The organism is Craurococcus roseus, assembly GCF_039523795.1.
GTDB lineage: Bacteria > Pseudomonadota > Alphaproteobacteria > Acetobacterales > Acetobacteraceae > Craurococcus > Craurococcus roseus.
The window spans coordinates 534,415-549,930 of record NZ_BAAAFZ010000008.1 but is presented as its reverse complement, the minus strand read 5'-3'; the positions used below and the strand labels follow the sequence as shown (position 1 = coordinate 549,930).

The 15,516-nt window shown below is 74.8% G+C and carries 13 protein-coding genes and 1 other RNA gene; 6 read left to right on the top strand and 8 right to left on the bottom strand.

Annotation, left to right across the window (positions count from 1 at the left end; genetic code table 11):
- From ftsL to ABD067_RS05525, 6 genes are all read right to left on the bottom strand, one after another.
- The coding region (gene ftsL / locus ABD067_RS05550; protein ID WP_456305235.1) for a cell division protein FtsL at window positions 1-560 on the bottom strand (560 nt) is incomplete at its 3' end.
- Entirely contained in the window at window positions 557-1,531 is a 975-nt protein-coding gene (rsmH, locus tag ABD067_RS05545) for a 16S rRNA (cytosine(1402)-N(4))-methyltransferase RsmH (RefSeq protein WP_343894171.1), read from the bottom strand. The genes rsmH and ftsL, both read right to left, overlap by 4 nt.
- Window positions 1,528-1,980, bottom strand: coding sequence for a division/cell wall cluster transcriptional repressor MraZ (locus ABD067_RS05540; RefSeq protein ID WP_343894190.1), 453 nt, complete (start codon window positions 1,978-1,980; stop codon window positions 1,528-1,530). The genes rsmH and ABD067_RS05540 overlap by 4 nt, the downstream gene beginning before the upstream one ends.
- A 376-nt stretch (window positions 1,981-2,356) precedes the next feature.
- Window positions 2,357-2,805, bottom strand: an RNA gene (gene rnpB, locus ABD067_RS05535) — RNase P RNA component class A.
- Between the two features lie 10 nt (window positions 2,806-2,815).
- A complete protein-coding gene (locus ABD067_RS05530) occupies window positions 2,816-3,565 on the bottom strand; it encodes an N-acetylmuramoyl-L-alanine amidase (protein ID WP_343894170.1) in 750 nt (249 codons plus the stop codon).
- Window positions 3,566-3,590: 25 nt separating this feature from the next.
- On the bottom strand, window positions 3,591-4,367 hold the full coding sequence (locus tag ABD067_RS05525) for a TerB family tellurite resistance protein (RefSeq protein WP_343894168.1): 777 nt from the start codon (window positions 4,365-4,367) through the stop codon (window positions 3,591-3,593).
- 122 nt (window positions 4,368-4,489) lie between these two features.
- Between ABD067_RS05525 and ABD067_RS05520 the strand changes: the two genes are divergently transcribed.
- Together ABD067_RS05520 and ABD067_RS05515 are read left to right on the top strand one after the other, a co-directional pair.
- Complete coding sequence (locus ABD067_RS05520; protein ID WP_343894167.1) at window positions 4,490-8,107, top strand: hydantoinase B/oxoprolinase family protein; 3,618 nt, start codon at window positions 4,490-4,492, stop codon at window positions 8,105-8,107.
- The gene (locus ABD067_RS05515) at window positions 8,104-11,004 is read left to right on the top strand and encodes an AsmA family protein (RefSeq protein ID WP_343894166.1); all 2,901 of its coding nucleotides are present in this window, start codon (window positions 8,104-8,106) and stop codon (window positions 11,002-11,004) included. The genes ABD067_RS05520 and ABD067_RS05515 overlap by 4 nt, the downstream gene beginning before the upstream one ends.
- Before the next feature lie 451 nt (window positions 11,005-11,455).
- Here ABD067_RS05515 and ABD067_RS05510 read toward each other — a convergent pair whose 3' ends face one another.
- The gene (locus ABD067_RS05510) at window positions 11,456-11,923 is read right to left on the bottom strand and encodes a hypothetical protein (protein ID WP_343894165.1); all 468 of its coding nucleotides are present in this window, start codon (window positions 11,921-11,923) and stop codon (window positions 11,456-11,458) included.
- On the opposite strand from ABD067_RS05510, the gene ABD067_RS05505 reads away from it, so the two are divergent.
- The 4 genes from ABD067_RS05505 (at window position 11,865) to ABD067_RS05490 (ending at window position 14,385) form a co-directional block, all read left to right on the top strand.
- Complete coding sequence (locus ABD067_RS05505) at window positions 11,865-12,407, top strand: acyl-CoA dehydrogenase family protein (protein WP_343894164.1); 543 nt, start codon at window positions 11,865-11,867, stop codon at window positions 12,405-12,407. The genes ABD067_RS05510 and ABD067_RS05505 overlap by 59 nt on opposite strands.
- Window positions 12,408-12,537: 130 nt before the next feature.
- Window positions 12,538-12,813 carry a type II toxin-antitoxin system Phd/YefM family antitoxin gene (locus ABD067_RS05500; protein WP_343894163.1) on the top strand — a complete coding sequence of 92 codons (276 nt, stop codon included), beginning with the start codon at window positions 12,538-12,540 and terminating at the stop codon, window positions 12,811-12,813.
- A 4-nt stretch (window positions 12,814-12,817) separates the two neighbouring features.
- A complete protein-coding gene (locus ABD067_RS05495; RefSeq protein ID WP_343894162.1) occupies window positions 12,818-13,087 on the top strand; it encodes a Txe/YoeB family addiction module toxin in 270 nt (89 codons plus the stop codon).
- A gap of 53 nt (window positions 13,088-13,140) precedes the next feature.
- Window positions 13,141-14,385, top strand: a complete 1,245-nt coding sequence (locus ABD067_RS05490) for an MFS transporter (protein WP_343894161.1) — start codon at window positions 13,141-13,143, stop codon at window positions 14,383-14,385.
- A 5-nt stretch (window positions 14,386-14,390) separates the two neighbouring features.
- Here ABD067_RS05490 and ABD067_RS05485 read toward each other — a convergent pair whose 3' ends face one another.
- Window positions 14,391-15,371 (bottom strand): S1C family serine protease, encoded by a 981-nt coding sequence (locus ABD067_RS05485; RefSeq protein ID WP_343894160.1) that lies wholly within the window; start codon window positions 15,369-15,371, stop codon window positions 14,391-14,393.
- Window positions 15,372-15,516: the final 145 nt, after the last annotated feature.

Sequence of the window (15,516 nt, the reverse complement as noted above, 5' to 3'; positions counted from 1 at the left end):
GGCAACGGGGGAAGCGCGACGGCGGTGCGGGCCACCACCGGCGGCGCTTCCGGCGCGGCCGGCGCGGGGAGCGGCAGGGGCTTGGACGCCGCGGCGGCCAGCGCGGCCTGGGCCACGGCGGTCAGCGTCGGCACGGGGGCGGCGGGCGGCGGCGCGGCCGGGGAAGCGCGCCCAGGCGCCGCCGGCTCGGGCAACAACAGCGCGATCCGCGTCCGGTTCCCCGCCGCCGATGGCTCGTTCGGGGCGAAAAGGGCGACGGGGCCGCCGTGGGCTTCGGGCGGTGGCAGGCGGCGCTCGGCTTCCGCGAATCGGACGAATTGGGCGGGCTGCATCGGCTCAAGGGCGAGGTGGCGCTGCGCCAAGGCGCGGAGCCGCTCCTGCTCCGTCGCCCAGGCCCATTCCGCTTGCAGCGCCTGGGTGCGGGTTTCCGCCTCCTGGATGCCGACCGCGATGGTCCGCAACTCGCGGTCCAGCATGAACACCGCGTGCTTGGTGTTGTAGACGTGCAGCCCCGCGCCAGCGGCCGCGATGACGGAAAGGAGCGTGAGCGGGCGTATCATGCGGCGACGTCCTGCGGGGCGAGGCGTTCGATGGCTCGGAGCCGAGCGCTCCGCGAACGCGGGTTGGCGTCCGCCTCGCGGGCGCCTGGGCGGAGCGCCCGTGGCGTCAGCAAGCGGAAGGCGGCGGCGGTTGCGGCGCCGGCGGCGGGCGGGCGGGCGAGCGAGGCCGGGTCGTGGCGGGAAGCGCCGGCACCGCGGCCGGCGGACCGGGCCATGAACCGTTTCACAATCCGGTCTTCGAGCGAATGGAAGGCCACCACCACCAACCGGCCGCCCGGCGCCAACAGGCCCGCGGCGGCGGCCAAGCCGCGCTCGACCTCGCCCAACTCGTCGTTCACCGCGATGCGGAGCGCCTGGAAACTGCGGGTGGCGCGGTCCAGGCCGGAAGGGTCGCGAGGGGCGGCAGCGCGGACGATTCCGGCCAACTGTTCCGTTGTCGTGATGGGTCCCTCGCGGCGGGCTGCCACGATCGCGCGGGCGATCCGCCGCGCGTGCCGTTCTTCACCGAGATTGAAGAGCAGGTCGGCCAATTCCGACTCCGGGATCGAGTTCACGATATCTTGAGCGGAATTGCCTACCTTACCCATGCGCATGTCAAGCGGACCGTTGAATCGGAACGAAAAACCTCGTTCTGGTTCATCCAACTGGAACGACGACACCCCCAGATCCAACACAACGCCGTCGAGCGCCGCGACGCCCACGCCTTCCAAGAGGGAGAGCATGTCGCCGAAGCGGCCTTGCAACAGGTGGAGTCGGCCCGGAAAGCGCGCGGCCAGGGCGGCGCCGCGGGCGATGGCGTCCGGGTCGCAGTCGATGGCGAACAGGGTGCAACGGGGGGCGGCTTCCAGGATCGCGCGGGCGTAGCCGCCACCGCCGAAGGTGCCGTCGAGGTAGGCGGCTCCGTCGCGCGGAGCCAAGGTTTCCAAGACCTCGGACAGCATCACGGGGAGGTGGCCGGTGCCGCCGCTCACGCCGCGCCTCCTTCGCCGGAGGCGCGAGCCGCCTTCTTGGCGGCGGCCGCCGCGGCCTGGCGCTCGGCCCACACCGGCGCGGACCAGATCTGGAAGAAGCTGCGGCGGCCGACGATCAGCGCGTTGGCGTCCAGCGGCACCTCGGCGAGCAGGGTCTTCGGCAGCACGACCCGGCCGTCGGCGTCCACGCGGGTGTCGTAGGCGCGGACCGTCAGGTCGTCGGTGACGGAGTCGAATTCTTCGCTGAACGGATCGATGTCGCGGGTGCGGCGCTCGACCTCGGCCTGGAAGGTGTTCTTCGGCCAGACGTCGATGCAGGGCGAATGGCTGGAAGGGCGGAGCACCACGTCCTGGTCGCCGGATTGCGCGAGGACGGCGCGGAAGGACGACGGCACGGAGAGCCGCGTCTTCTTGGCGTCGAACGCCACCGCTTCCGCGCCGAAGAAAATGGCCCCGCCTCCCCCTGCGCCCGGCTACGGCCGCGCCCCGGTTGGAGGCGCGGCCGGCGAGGCCCCCCGACCCCGCCGGCTCGCCCGACCTCATCCCGTTCGGGCCCGGACGCTCCCCCCGAAGCGTTGCTCTGGGCCCTTGCGGGATAGCGAGGGTGTATCATGGGCTAACGCCCCCCAGCAAGCGCCAATGCGCCCGCGTCAACCAAACAATCTGTAACGAACGGCTTTGTCTTGCAGACGCGGTTAGGAAACTCATCCATGCTCAAGAACATCGCCGTGAGGTGCCCCAAGCGGGGTGGTCCTTCGGTTTCGTTCTTTGGGCGATGAGTAACCGACTCGGTGGACAAGCCTGTGGAAAGCTTGTGGGGAAAGGGGCGCCAGGCGGCCTGTAAGCCGGGTTCTGTCCAACCCCGTGGATAACGGGGATGGGACGGCCATTCCTCTGGGACGCGCCTCGCGGCGCGCCTCTCGCGGCCAACCCGGGCGGCGGGGCAGGACCGCCCCCGCGTCCACCGGCGCCGGGACAGAAGTCCCGACCCCCGGCTCCGCCGGCCGCCCCTATTAGGCCTTGCTCCCGGTGGGGTTTGCCGTGCCGCCCCCGTTGCCGGGGGCGCGGTGCGCTCTTGCCGCACCCTTTCACCCTTGCCCGGCGCGTGCGGCCGCGTCCTTTCGGACGTGGCCAGGGCCGGGCGGTTTGCTTTCTGTGGCACTTTCCCTGGGGTCGCCCCCGCCGGCCGTTAGCCGGCACCGTGGTTCCTGTGGAGCCCGGACTTTCCTCCAGCCCCGGCGCGAACCGGGGCCAGCGGCCGTCCAGCCGCCTGGCGCGACCGCGCTATGTGCGCGCCGGAGCGCCCGCGTCAATGCCCCGCGAATCCGCGCCGTTGCCGCCGTGAAGCGCGGCCACCTCCGCGAGCCGTCGGAACGTGCCAGCGTCCGCCGCGCCGTCCACGCGCTCCGGCCGCCAACGGCGCTGGAACGCCGTGAGCAGGACCGGCAGCGGGAGGTCCGTGCGGTAGCCGATGGCGGCGAGGAATGCCGTCACACCCGCTTCCGTGCCCGGTGTGTCAGCCGCTACACACCCCGTCGCGGCGGCGCACGGCCAAAGCCCGACGCCGTTCGCGGCCAAGCCTTCCCAATCGAACAATTCGCCCGGGTCCTGCTTGCGGTCGGGCGAGACGTCGCTGTGCGCGACCACGTCGCGCGCGGCGATCGCGTGTCGCGCGATGATCTCCAGGCAGAGGTCGCACACCGCCGCCATCTGCAGCGCCGGGAACGGCCGGTAGCCCCATTCGTGCCCGGGATTCACGACCTCGACGCCGATGCTGCGCCCGTTCAGCGACTCGCGCCCGCGCCAGTGGGACGCGCCCGCGTGCCACGCGCGCCGCCCTTCCGGCACCAGGCGCCACACCAAGCCGTCCTCCTCGACGACGTAGTGCGCCGAGACGCGCGACGCCGGGTCGCGCAGCCGCACGAGCGCTTCCTCGGCGGTGCGCATCCCGGTGTAGTGGAGGACGAGCGTGTCGATCGGCCCGCCCGGCGGGCGCTCGTCGTGGTTCGGGCTGGGCGCGTCGCGGATCACCATGCGGGCGGGGCGGCCGAGTCGCCCGTCACAGCCCGCGCTCGCGTTTGATGCGGTCCCAGGCGGCGTTGATGCCGGCCACCTTCTCGGTCGCGCGCTTCACGAACTCCTGCGGCACGCCGCGCGCCGCCAGGCTGTCCGGGTGGTTCTCGCGCATCAAGCGGCGCCACGCTTGGCGGATGTCGGCGTCCGAAGCCTCGCGCGACAGGCCGAGCACGGCGTAGGGATCGGGGCCGACGGCTGCCGCCGCCGAGGACGCGCCGGGGCGGCCGTCCCGCGCCCGTTCCCAGGCGAAGGCGTCGAGGCCGAAGCGGACCTGAGTCCCTTGCAGGAAGGCCACCTCGGCGCGGGTCAGCGGCCCGTCGGCGCGGGCGATCTGGAACAGCGCCGTCAGCACGTCCTCCAGCATGCCCTTGTTGTCGGCGAAGGCTTGGCCGAGCCGCTGAGCGAAGCTTTCGTAGCCCTCGGCGCTGTCGCGCGCTTCGTCGAAGAGCTGGCCGACCTCGCGCAGGCTCTCGGGCGGGATGCGGAACAGGCGCTTGAAGGCGTCGATCTCCTCCCGCCTCACAGGCCCGTCGCACTTGGCCAGCTTGGCCGAGAGCACCACCACGCAGATGGCGAAGACCTGCTCGCGCGAGCCGAGCATCGCCGCCAAGTCCGCCGCGCCGTGCGGGGACGGGCGGAAGGCGCGGCCGATCGTGCCCTCGTCCGCGGCGTGGCCCATCGCGGCGCCCACCACGGCGCCGAGCGGCCCGCCGGTGAAGAAGCCCGCCATCCCGCCCAGGATCTTGCCCCACACGCCCAATGCCCGCCGACGCTCCTGCTCAGCCCGTGTCTCTAGCACGGCCCCCGGGCGGCGCGAGTGCCGGGTTGCCCCGCACGGTGGCCGCTCGCATTCTCGGACCGGTCTTCGGGGCGCGAGGGGCGATGGCTGGCGATGGGTGGCAATTCTGGGTAGACCGCGGCGGCACCTTCACCGACATCGTCGCGCGCGACCCGGCCGGGCGGCTCCTCACGGCCAAGCTGCTGTCCGAGAACCCGGACCGCTACCGGGACGCGGCGGTGGCGGGCATCCGCGCCGTCCTGGGCCTCGCGCCCGGCGCGCCGATCCCGCCCGGCGCGGTCGAGGCCGTCAAGATGGGCACCACCGTCGCCACCAACGCCCTTTTGGAGCGCCGGGGCGAGCGGGTGCTGCTGCTGGTGAACCGCGGCTTCGCCGACCTGCTGCGGATCGGCGACCAGGCCCGGCCGCGCCTCTTCGATCTCCACGTGCGCCTGCCCGACCTGCTGCACGAGCGGGCGGCCGAGATCGGCGGGCGCGTGGCCGCGGACGGCGCCGAGATCGAGCCCTTGGACGATGGCGCCGCCCGCGCCGCGCTGGCCGAGGCGCACGGGCTGGGCATCCGCGCGGTCGCGGTGGCGCTCATGCACGCCTGGACCAACCCGGCGCACGAGAAGCGCGTGGGCGAGCTGGCGCGCGAGGCCGGCTTTCCGCAGGTCTCGCTGTCGCACGAGGCGTCGCCGCTGCCGCGGATCGTGCCGCGCGGCGACACGGCGGTGGTGGACGCCTACCTTTCGCCGATCCTGCGCCGCTACGTGGAGCAGGTGGCGTCGGAGCTGCCCGGCGTCCGGCTGTTCTTCATGCAGTCCTCGGGCGGGCTCGCCGAGGCGGGGCGGTTCCAGGGCAAGGACGCGATCCTGAGCGGCCCGGCCGGCGGCATCGTCGGCGCCGCGCGCACCGCCGCCATGGCGGGGCTCGACCGCGTCATCGGCTTCGACATGGGCGGCACCTCCACGGACGTCGCGCTCTACGCCGGCGCCTTCGAGCGCGCCTTCGAGACGCAGGTGGCCGGCGTGCGGATGCGGGCGCCGATGATGGCCATCAACACGGTCGCGGCCGGCGGCGGCTCCATCCTGCACTTCGACGGCTCGCGGTTCCGCGTCGGCCCGGGCAGCGCCGGCGCCAACCCCGGCCCGGCCTGCTACCGCAACGGCGGGCCGCTCACCGTCACCGACGCCAACGTCATGCTGGGCAAGGTGCAGCCGCGGCACTTCCCGGCGATCTTCGGGCCGGAGGGCGACCAGCCGCTCGACGCCGACGTGGTTTCCGAGCGCTTCGCCGCCCTGGCGCGGGAGGTGGGCGCCGCCACCGGGCAGCCGCAGACGCCGCGCCACGTGGCGGAGGGCTTCCTGCGCGTGGCCGTGTCCAACATGGCGAACGCCATCAAGCAGGTGTCCATCCAGAAGGGCCAGGACGCGACGCGCTTCGCCCTGCAATGCTTCGGCGGCGCCGGCGGCCAGCACGCCTGCTTGGTCGCGGACGAGCTGGGCATGGAAACGGTGTTCATCCACCCCTTCGCCGGCGTGCTCTCCGCCTACGGGATGGGCCTCGCGGACCAGAGCACGATCCGCGAGGGCGCGGTGGAGGCGCCGCTCTCGGCCGGGGGCATGGCCGATCTCGCCGGGAGGCTGGACGCGCTGGCGGAGGCGGGGCGGGAGGAGCTGCTGGGGCAGGGGGCCGACCCGGCGCGCGTCTCGGCGCAGCGGCGGCTGCACCTGCGCTACGCCGGCACCGACACCTTCCTGCCGGTGCCCTTCGGGCCGCACGCGGAGGTGCTGGACGCCTTCACCGCCGCGCACCGCCAACGCTTCGGCTTCGCCACGCCGGAGCGGGAGGTGGTGGTGGAGGCTTGCGTTGCCGAGGTCACGGCGGCCGGCGAGCGGGTGGAGGAAGCGGCGCTGCCGGCGCGGGAAGGCGGCGACCCGCCGGAGCCGATCGACACCGTGGCCCTCTGGACCGCGGGAGCGGAGCACCAGGCGCCGGTGTTCGACCGCGAGGCGCTGCGGCGCGACGACCGCATCCCCGGCCCGGCGCTGATCCGCGAGGCCAACGCGACCACGGTGGTCGAGCCGGGCTGGACCGCGGAGGTCACGGCGCTGAACCACCTGCTGCTGCGTCGCACCGAACCGCGCGAGGCGGCGCGGGTGGCCGACGCCGCGCGGCCCGACCCGGTGATGCTGGAGCTGTTCAACAACCTTTTCATGAGCGCCGCCGAGCAGGCCGGCGCAGTGCTCCGGAACACCAGCCTGTCCGTCAACATCAAGGAGCGGTTGGACTTCTCCTGCGCGGTCTTCGACGCCACCGGCGCGCTGGTGGCCAACGCGCCGCACGTCCCGGTTCACCTCGGCGCCATGGGCGAGAGCGTGCGGACGGTGATCCGCTCGCGCGGCCCCGCCCTGAAGCCGGGCGACGTGGTGGCGTTGAACAACCCCTACAACGGCGGCACGCACCTGCCGGACGTGACCGTCATCACCCCCGTGTTCGACGACGCCGGGCGCGAGATCCTGTTCTTCGTCGGCAGCCGCGGCCACCACGCCGACATCGGCGGCCTCACCCCGGGCTCGACGCCGCCCGGGAGCCGGACTCTGGAGGAGGAGGGCGTGGTCATCGACGACTTCCTCCTCGTCGAAGCCGGCCACTTCCGCGAGGCCGAGTTCCGCGCCCTGCTGGCCGGGGCGCGCTACCCCGCCCGCTCGCCGGACGTGAACGTCGCCGACGTCAAGGCGCAGGTGGCGTCGAACGAGAAGGGCGCGCAGGAGCTGCGCCGCGCGGTCGCCGAGTACGGGCTGGACACGGTGCGCGCCTACATGCGGCACGTCATGGACAACGCCGAGGAGAGCGTCCGCCGCGTGCTGGACAGGCTCCAGGACGGCGCGTTCGAGACCCGCACGGACGACGGCACGCCACTGCGCGTCTCCGTGCGCGTGGACCGGGCGGCGCGGGGCGCCACCATCGACTTCACCGGCACCGGGCCGCAGCGGCCGGGCAACTTCAACGCCCCGGCCGCGGTGTGCCGGGCCGTGGTGCTCTACTGCTTCCGCGCCCTGGTGGGCGAGGACATCCCGCTCAACGACGGCTGCCTGAAGCCGCTCCGCATCGTGGTGCCGGAGGGCAGCTTCCTGTCGCCTCGGCCGGGCGCGGCGGTGGTCGCCGGCAACACCGAGGTCAGCCAGGTGACGTGCAACGCGCTGCTGGCGGCGCTCGGCGCCTGCGCCTCGGCCCAGGCCACCATGAACAACGTCCTCTTCGGCGACTACCGCTACCAGTACTACGAGACGGTCTGCGGCGGCGTCGGCGCCGGGCCGGGCTTCGACGGCTGGGGGCCGGTGCAGACGCACATGACCAACACCCGCATGACCGACCCGGAGGTGCTGGAGCTGCGCTACCCTGTCCGGCTGGAGGAGTTCTCCATCCGCCGCGGCTCCGGCGGCGCGGGGCGGTGGCGCGGCGGCGACGGCGCGCGGCGGCGCATCCGCTTCCTCCGCCCGATGCAGGCGGTGGTGGTCGCGTCCCGCCGGAACGTGGCGCCGCACGGCATGGCGGGCGGCGCGGACGGCGCGCCCGGCCGGCAGTGGGTGGAGCGCGGCGCGGACGGGCGGGTCGAGCCCATCCCCGGCAACGCCGGCGCCGCCGACCTGGCCGCGGGCGACGCGCTGGTGGTGGAGACCCCCGGCGGAGGCGGCTGGGGCACCGCCGCCCCTTGACGCGACGCCTCTCGGTTTCGGTTTTGCTGCTCCTGGCGCTGCTCGGCGCCGGGCTGTGGGCGGCGCCGCGCGTCGTCGACTGGGAGGCGTGGCGCGGCCGCCTCGCCGACATCGCCTCGGCGCGGCTCGGGCGGCCGGTGGCCCTGGAAGGACCGATCGCCCTGGTGCTGCTGCCCAACCCGCGGGTGGAGGCCGGCGCGGTGGCGGTGGGCGACGCCGGTGACGGGGTGACGGTGCGCGCCCGCGCCATGCGCCTCCGCCTCGACCTCGCGGCGCTGCTCGCCCTGCGGCTGGAGCCGCGCGAGATCGTGCTGGTCGGCGGCGAGATCCGTCTGCCCTGGCCGCCCGGCGCGCTGCCGAGCTTCCGGCCCCCGCCCTGGCTCACCGTGCTCGACGCCCGGCTGGAGGACTGCCGGGTGCTGGTCGGCGGGTTGGAGCTGGAGAAGGTGGACGCGCGCCTCGTCACCGGCGGCGCCACCGAAGCGCTGGTGGCGGAAGGTAGCTTCGCTTGGCGCGGGCAGGCGGTGCGCTTCTCCGGCCAGCTCGGCCGCGCGGGCGCCGACGGCATCGCGCCGCTGGACCTCGGCTTGGCGGTGGGCGGCGCGACCCTTTCCGCGCGGGGCGTGCTGCTGCCCGCCGGCGGGTACGAAGGGCGGTTGGAAGCGGCAGGGCCCGACCTGTCCGCGCTGGTGCCGGCGCCCGCGGTGCCGTTCCGGGCGACGACCAGCCGCTTCACCGCCGCGGCCGACCTGTTGGCGGCCGACGACCTTTCCCTCGACCTCGGCGGGCAGCCGGCGCGGGGGGCGGTGACGCTCCGGCTCGACCCGGCGCCGCGCCTCGACATCACGCTCAACGCCGGCCGGCTGGACCTCGACGCCTGGGTCGCGGCGCTGCGGGCCGCGCTGGGGCGGGACGGCGCGGCGGAGCGGACGGTGCCGGTGAGCGTGGACCTGTCCGCGGAGGCGACGTCCTTGGCTGGGGTGCCGCTGCGGCGGCTGCGCGGCGGCGCCTTCCTCCAAGGCGAGCGGCTGACGCTCTCGGACGTTTCTGCCGTGCTGCCGGGAGAGACGACGGTCGAACTCGCCGGCGCCACGGCCGGGGCGCGGTTGGAAGCGGCGCTGCAATTCGTGGGCAACGACCTCCGCTCGACGCTGGAGGCGCTCGGGCTGCCGCTGGCCGGCACCGACCCGGCCCGGCTGCGCTCCGGCGAAGGGCGGTTCCGGCTGGCCTTGCAGGAGGGCGAGGCGGCCTTCTCCGACCTCGTCGCCACCGTGGACGGCGCGCGGGTGACGGGGGCCGGCGTGCTGCGGTCCGGGCCGCGGCCGTCCGTGGGCCTCGGGCTGGTGTTCGACCGCCTGGACCTCGACGGGCTGCTGCCGGCGGACGCGTCCGAATGGCCGGCGCTGGCCGCCCGTGCGGCGGCGGGCGTGGACCTGAACCTGCGGCTCGCGGCCGAGCGGGTGTCCTGGCGCGGTGTGGCGGCGGGACGCGCCGCGCTGGACGCGGCGACGGAAGCCGGCCGGCTGGCGCTGCGGCGCCTCGCCTTCCGGCTGGGCGAGGTGGACGTGGTGGCGTCGGGGAACGCCGCGCTCGGGCAAACCCCGCGCTTGTCGGACGTCAACGTCGAGCTGAACGGCGCCGATGGCGCGGCGCTCCGGGCGCTGCTCCCGGCCGGGGCGGCGGAGCTGCTGCCGTTGGACGGCCAGCCGGTGGCGCTGCGCCTTTCCGGCGGCGGCCCGCCCGAGGCGCTCGCCCTTCGCGCCGAGGGCGAGATGGGCGACCTCCGCGCGGAGGCGAGCGGCACGCTGGATGTGGCGGCGCCGCAGCGGCCGCGCGTGTCCGGCGCGACGCTCACCGCGCGGCACCCGGGCGCGCCGCGGCTGCTCGCGCCGCTGTTGGGCGGCGCGGCGGAGGCGTGGTTCGGGCAAGGGTCCTTCGCCCTGATCGCGTCCTCGCTGAACGCGGATGCGCGCGCGGTAGGCGCCGAGAATTTCGACCTGGTGGCGGGCGAGATGCGACTGCGCGGGACCGGCGTGACGGTGGCGCTGGACGGCCCGCGCCCGCGGATCACCGGCCGGCTGGCGGCGGAACGCCTGCCGCTGCCCGCGCTCGCGGGGCGCAACGACCGGCCGCTCGAACTGCGGCGCTTGGCGGCGCTCGACGCGGAGGTGGCGCTGGAGGCGGCGCGGGTGGAGGCGCCGGGGCTGCCGGTGCTGGAGGGCGTTTCGGCCGCGGTCAACCTTTCGGCCGGCACGCTGCGTTTGGACAATTTCCAGGCTCGGTTGGGAGGCGGCACGCTCCGGGGCGGCTTGACGGTCGAGGGCGCGGCGGAGCCGCCGCGGGTCGCCCTGGACGCCGCGCTGGCGGGCGCCGCGATCGCCGGCCCGGTGTTCGGCGGGGTGCCGCTGGACCTCGTGGCGGGGAAGGCGGATGGGCGGGCGGAACTGGCCGCTTCCGGGCACGGCCCGGCGGCGATGCTGGCGACGCTCGGCGGGGCGCTGGCGTTCAGCGTGCGCGGCGGCATCCTCACCGGCTACGACCTCGGCGCGGTGCAGGCCGCCGCGGTCCTGCCCGACCTGGCCGAGGCGGAGGCGGCGCTGCGCCGCGCCCTGGAGGGCGGCGCCACCGATTTCGAGCGGCTGGAAGGGACGGCGCGGTTCCTGGACGGGCGCGCGACCTTGGAGGGCGTTTCCTTCTCCACGGAGAGCGGCGCGGTGGCAACGGCGACCGGCGCCGTGGACGCCGTCGGGCGCGAGGGGGCGGCGCTCGACCTGCGCATCGCCGCGCGGCCGATCGCGGAAGCGCCGGAGGTCGGGCTGCGGATCGCGGGGCCGGCGGCGGAACCGCGGCGGTTGCCGGAGTTGGCGCCGTTCCTGCGCTGGCGGGCGGAACGCTGAGGCGGCGGCTCTCCCGCCGATTGCGAGATTCGGACGAATGCGGTGGCCGGTGCAATGGGCGGCCGGCCGTTGCCTCTGCGCGAGGTGGCGCCCAGGGCCGGCGGCGGCGTCGCCCCGCGGGCCGGGGGAGGGCTGCGCGGCTTGGTTTTCGGACGGGCGTGCGGTGTTCGGACAAATGCCGCGGCGTGGACGGCGGGCGTGCTGCGGTCCGCCCTCCGCAGGGCGGCGGCGGTGTCGCCATACGAGTAGCAGCAAGGCGGCGCGGTTTTCGGGCGTGTGTCGCGTTCGGACGAATGCGACGGTCCGAGGTGTCGGATGGACCGGTGTGCGGCGGAACCGGCGCGGTTGCTTCGCGGGTGCGCGCGGTGGCGGTTTTGTCGATTTCGGACAAATGCCGTGGGCCGGCCCGGCATGGCGAACCGGGGCGAGTCCATGGGCGTGTGCCGACAGGTCACGACCAAGCCTGCGCGTACTTGTTGGTGACGACGGTGCCCCGCAGCTCGGGAGCCTTCAGTTCGATCTTGTCCGGGTAGGCCGGCTTGCCCCGACGAAACCCGCCTGTGTCGTGCACGATGAAGAACAGGATGGCGAAGACCTCGACCAGCGCCGCGTCCCACGGCACCGGTCCACTCGGCCCCACCGGCACCGCCCGGTCGAGTGTAGAATGGTACCCAAACTCGCGCCGGAAGCGCTCATCGTCCCGCAGCCCCCGGTAGGTGGTGGCTAGCCCGCGAGCGCGCAGGTCGGGCCGCACGTAGGTGATCTTGAGCTCGGCGGCCCAGCCTGCGCCCGGCCGGGACTGGAGAAGCCATGGGCCAGCCGGATTGGTGTGGGGCACCGGCTCCGGCCGCGCCAAGCGGATGCCGGTCGGCTTGTGGCGCTTTTCGAAGGCGGTGGCGTCGTGCTCGGTCGTCGTCATGCCCGCCCACATCGCCGCACCCCCACCTTCGCCCGCCCATCGTCACCGCCGCTTCGGACAGGCGGCGCAGCCCGCGTTCGCGCCCGATCATTGTACCTTTTTTGTTCCGGTTTCGCCAGCATTTCTGGCCCGGTGGGTGGGGCGGGCGATGCTCGCGGGCGGCACGGTCGGGGAGGAAACAGGTGCGGCCCGGCATGTAGGAGGAGGGCGCGCTCCAAACGCGTTCGCGCGGGCCGTCGCCGCGCCGCGGACGGCGGCCATCGACCGCGACGAGGCTTACCCTTGGGATGCGGTGCGCGCCCTCGCCGATGCCGGCTTCCTGGGCATGACGGTGCCGTGCGGCCTCGGCGGCCGGGGTCGGGCGGCGCAGGTGCTGCGGACGCTGGTGGCATCGAAGGTGCCGGGGTGGAGGTCGCCGCAGGGGCGGGACGGGTACGCCGGGCGGGGGACCGGGCGGGCCGCTGGACGCGAAGCGGCGGAGTAGCCGCGGGCGCGGCGGGCTTTCGGTGCCGGAGAACACGGTGCCGCGCGGCCCGGCGTGATCGGAGCCATTGGCCTTGACCCGAAAATTTTATGTACATAAATATGTACAGATAGCCAGGAGACTTCCGGCCGTGACCCAGGTTTCCTTCACCGAGTTCCGTGCAAACCTCGCCCGTTTCTTCGACGAGGCGGAGAGCAGCCGCGCGCCGTTGCTGGTCACGCGGACCGGGCGGGCGAACATGGTGTTGCTGTCGGAAGAGGAGTTCGAGGGGTGGCGGGAAACGGTCCACCTTTTGAGCAACCCGCACAATGCGGCGCGGCTGCTGGAGAACATCAAGGCTTTGAACGCCGGGCTCGGCGAGGAGCGGGCGCTGATCCAGCCGGCGACGGAGGACGCCGCGGGCTGACCGGGTGCAGGTCCTTTTCGCGCCGGGAGCCTGGGTGGACTACCGGGAGTGGGCGCGAACCGATCCGAAGACCCTGCTCCGCATCAACGGTTTGATCGAGTCCGCCCGGCGGAGCCCCTTCGAGGGCTTGGGCAAGCCGGAGCCGTTGCGGGGCGACTTGGCCGGCTTCTGGTCCCGCCGCATCACGCAGGAACATCGGCTGGTTTACAGGGTGGTCGGGCGCGGGGCGGAGCAGCGGATCGAGATCGCGGCCTGCCGCCACCACTACGGTTGACCGCCACCGACCCGTGGCCGCGCCCGGCGCCGCTCCGGCGCGGCGGCTGAGCGGTGGGCGCCTTTCCCGCGTACCTGCTGCTCTACGTCGTGCTTTACGGCGGCTGGGGCGTGCTCAGCCCGTTCCTGCCGGCCGTGCTCGCCGAACGGGGCGCCACGGCGGAGCAGATCGGGGTGCTGCTCGCGCTCGGCATCGCGGCGCGGCTCCTCTCGATGCCGCTGGCCGGCGCGCTCACCGACCGGCTCGGCGCGCCGCGGGCGGTGCTGGCGGCGCTGCTCCTGGCCGGGGCGGCGTCCGGCCTCGGCTATGGATTGGTGCCCGTCGGCTCGGCGGCGTTGCTGTTGGCGGTCGGTGTGGTCCAGCACGCGGCGACCGGGCCGCTCGGCCCGTTGCCGGACGCCTTGGCGGTGCGCGCCGCCGCCCGGCCCCGCGGGAGCGGCGGCTTCGACTACGGCGTGGTGCGCGGGGCGGGGGCGGCGGCCTTCATCGCCGGGGCGGCGCTCGCCGGGCGGGCCGTGGAGGAAGCCGGCGTGGCCGTCGTGGTGCTCGGGCTGAACGCGGGCCTGTTCGCGCTCGCGGCCGGGGCCTTGCTGCTGCTGCCCCGACCGCCCGCGGGCGCCGCTCCGCCGCGGCCGGGCGTCCGGCGCGAGGCGGAGGCGGCGCCGGCAACGGGGAGGACGCGGGCGCTGCTCGCCATCCCGGCCTTCCGGCGCTTGCTGCTGGTGTCGGCTTTGGTTTCGGGCAGCCACGCCTTCTACACCGGCTTCGCCACCTTGCGCTGGCAGGCGGCGGGGATCGAGGCCGACGCGATCGGGCTGCTGTGGTCGGTGTCCGTCGCTTCCGAGGTGGCGGTGTTCTTTTTGCTCGGGCGCCCGCTGCTGGCGCGGCTCGGGCCGGGCGGGCTGCTCGCCCTCGCCGCCGGGGCGGGCGCGTTGCGCTGGTCGGTGATGGCGGCGACGGCCTGGGCGCCGGCGATGTTCCTGGTGCAGCCGCTGCACGGGTTGACCTTCGCGGCGCAGCACCTCGCGGCGATGGCGGTGATCGCGCGGGTGGTGCCCGGCTCGGCGGCGGCGACCGCGCAGTCGGCCTACGCCGTGTTCGGCACCGGGGCGGCGATGGCGGCGCTGACGCTGGCGTCGGGGCCGCTCTACGGGCGCTTCGGCGGCGGGGGATACTGGGCGATGGCGTTGCTCTGCGCCGCGGCGGTGCCGGTGGCTTTGGCGTTGCGGGTGGGAGGCGCCGAACCGTTCGAGGAGGGGCGGGGCGGGGACGGCGGCCGCCGCGCCGGCCCTGGGTGAGCCGTTCAGGTTGCTTCGCGCGGCACCGCCGTCACCGCGTCGCGCCGGGCGCGGCGCAGGATGTCCACCCGCAGCGGCCGGCCGATGCGTTCGGCGGTGAGGGCGCGGTGCAGGTCGTCCACGCCGGAGACCGCTTCGCCGTCGAGGGCGACCACCGCGTCGCCCGCGCGCAGCCCGGCGAGCGCGGCGGGGCCGTCCGGCTGCACCTCCGACACCAGGGCGGCCGAGGCTTGCTCCACCCCGTTGGCGCGGGCGACGCGCCGCTCCAGCGGCACGGTTTGCGCCGACACGCCGAGGAAGGCGCGGCGCACGCGGCCGTCGCGCATCAGCCGCGTCGCCACATCGATGGCGGTGTCGATGCCGACCGCGAAGCAGATGCCCTGGCCGCCGGCTATCATGGCCGTGTTGATGCCGACCACGCGCCCGGCGCCGTCCACCAGCGGGCCGCCGGAGTTGCCGGGGTTCAGCGGCGCGTCCGTCTGGACCACGCTGTCGATGCGCCGGCCGGAGCGGGCGCGCAGCGTGCGGCCGAGCGCGCTGACGATGCCGGCCGTCACCGTGCACTGGAAGCCGAAGGGGTTGCCGATGGCGACCGCCATCTGCCCGACCCGGAGCCGCGCGGAGGAGCCGAGGCGCGCGTGCGCGTGGCCGCCGGCGCCGCCGATGCGGAGCAGGGCGATGTCGGTGTCGGCGTCGCGCCCGACCAGCTCGGCCGGCAGTTCGCGGCCGTCGAGCAGGGAAACGCGCAGCGAGGCGGCGCCTTCCACGACGTGGCTGTTGGTGAGCGCGTAGCCGTCCGGGGTGAACAGCACGCCGGAGCCCTGGCCGCCGCCTGGCCGGCCGTCGGCGCGGCGGGCGGTGACGTGGACCACGGCCGGGCCGACCTCCTCGTAAGCGGCGACCACTCGCGCGGAGTAGGGGTCGAGCGCGTCCTCGTCGGTGATGGCGGCGGGCGGTGCGGCGGCGGGAGCGCTGTCGAGCGGCATGGCGGTGCGTTCCGGTGGGCGTTGTCGGGGAATCGATGTGGGACGCGGCCGCGGCGGGGGCGGCCCGGCCATACGTCCGGGGGCATCCCGGACGAACGGCCGATGGGACGCGGCGCGTCGCGTCATCATCTTGGGCGCACGCACC

Coding starts and splice junctions, on each gene's coding strand:
- ABD067_RS05510 (WP_343894165.1), bottom strand. CDS start 11,923: ATGACGACGACCGAGCACGACGCCACCGCCTTCGAAAAGCGCCACAAG.
- ABD067_RS05520 (WP_343894167.1), top strand. CDS start 4,490: ATGGCTGGCGATGGGTGGCAATTCTGGGTAGACCGCGGCGGCACCTTC.
- ABD067_RS05505 (WP_343894164.1), top strand. CDS start 11,865: ATGCCGGTCGGCTTGTGGCGCTTTTCGAAGGCGGTGGCGTCGTGCTCG.
- ABD067_RS05485 (WP_343894160.1), bottom strand. CDS start 15,371: ATGCCGCTCGACAGCGCTCCCGCCGCCGCACCGCCCGCCGCCATCACC.
- ABD067_RS05530 (WP_343894170.1), bottom strand. CDS start 3,565: ATGGTGATCCGCGACGCGCCCAGCCCGAACCACGACGAGCGCCCGCCG.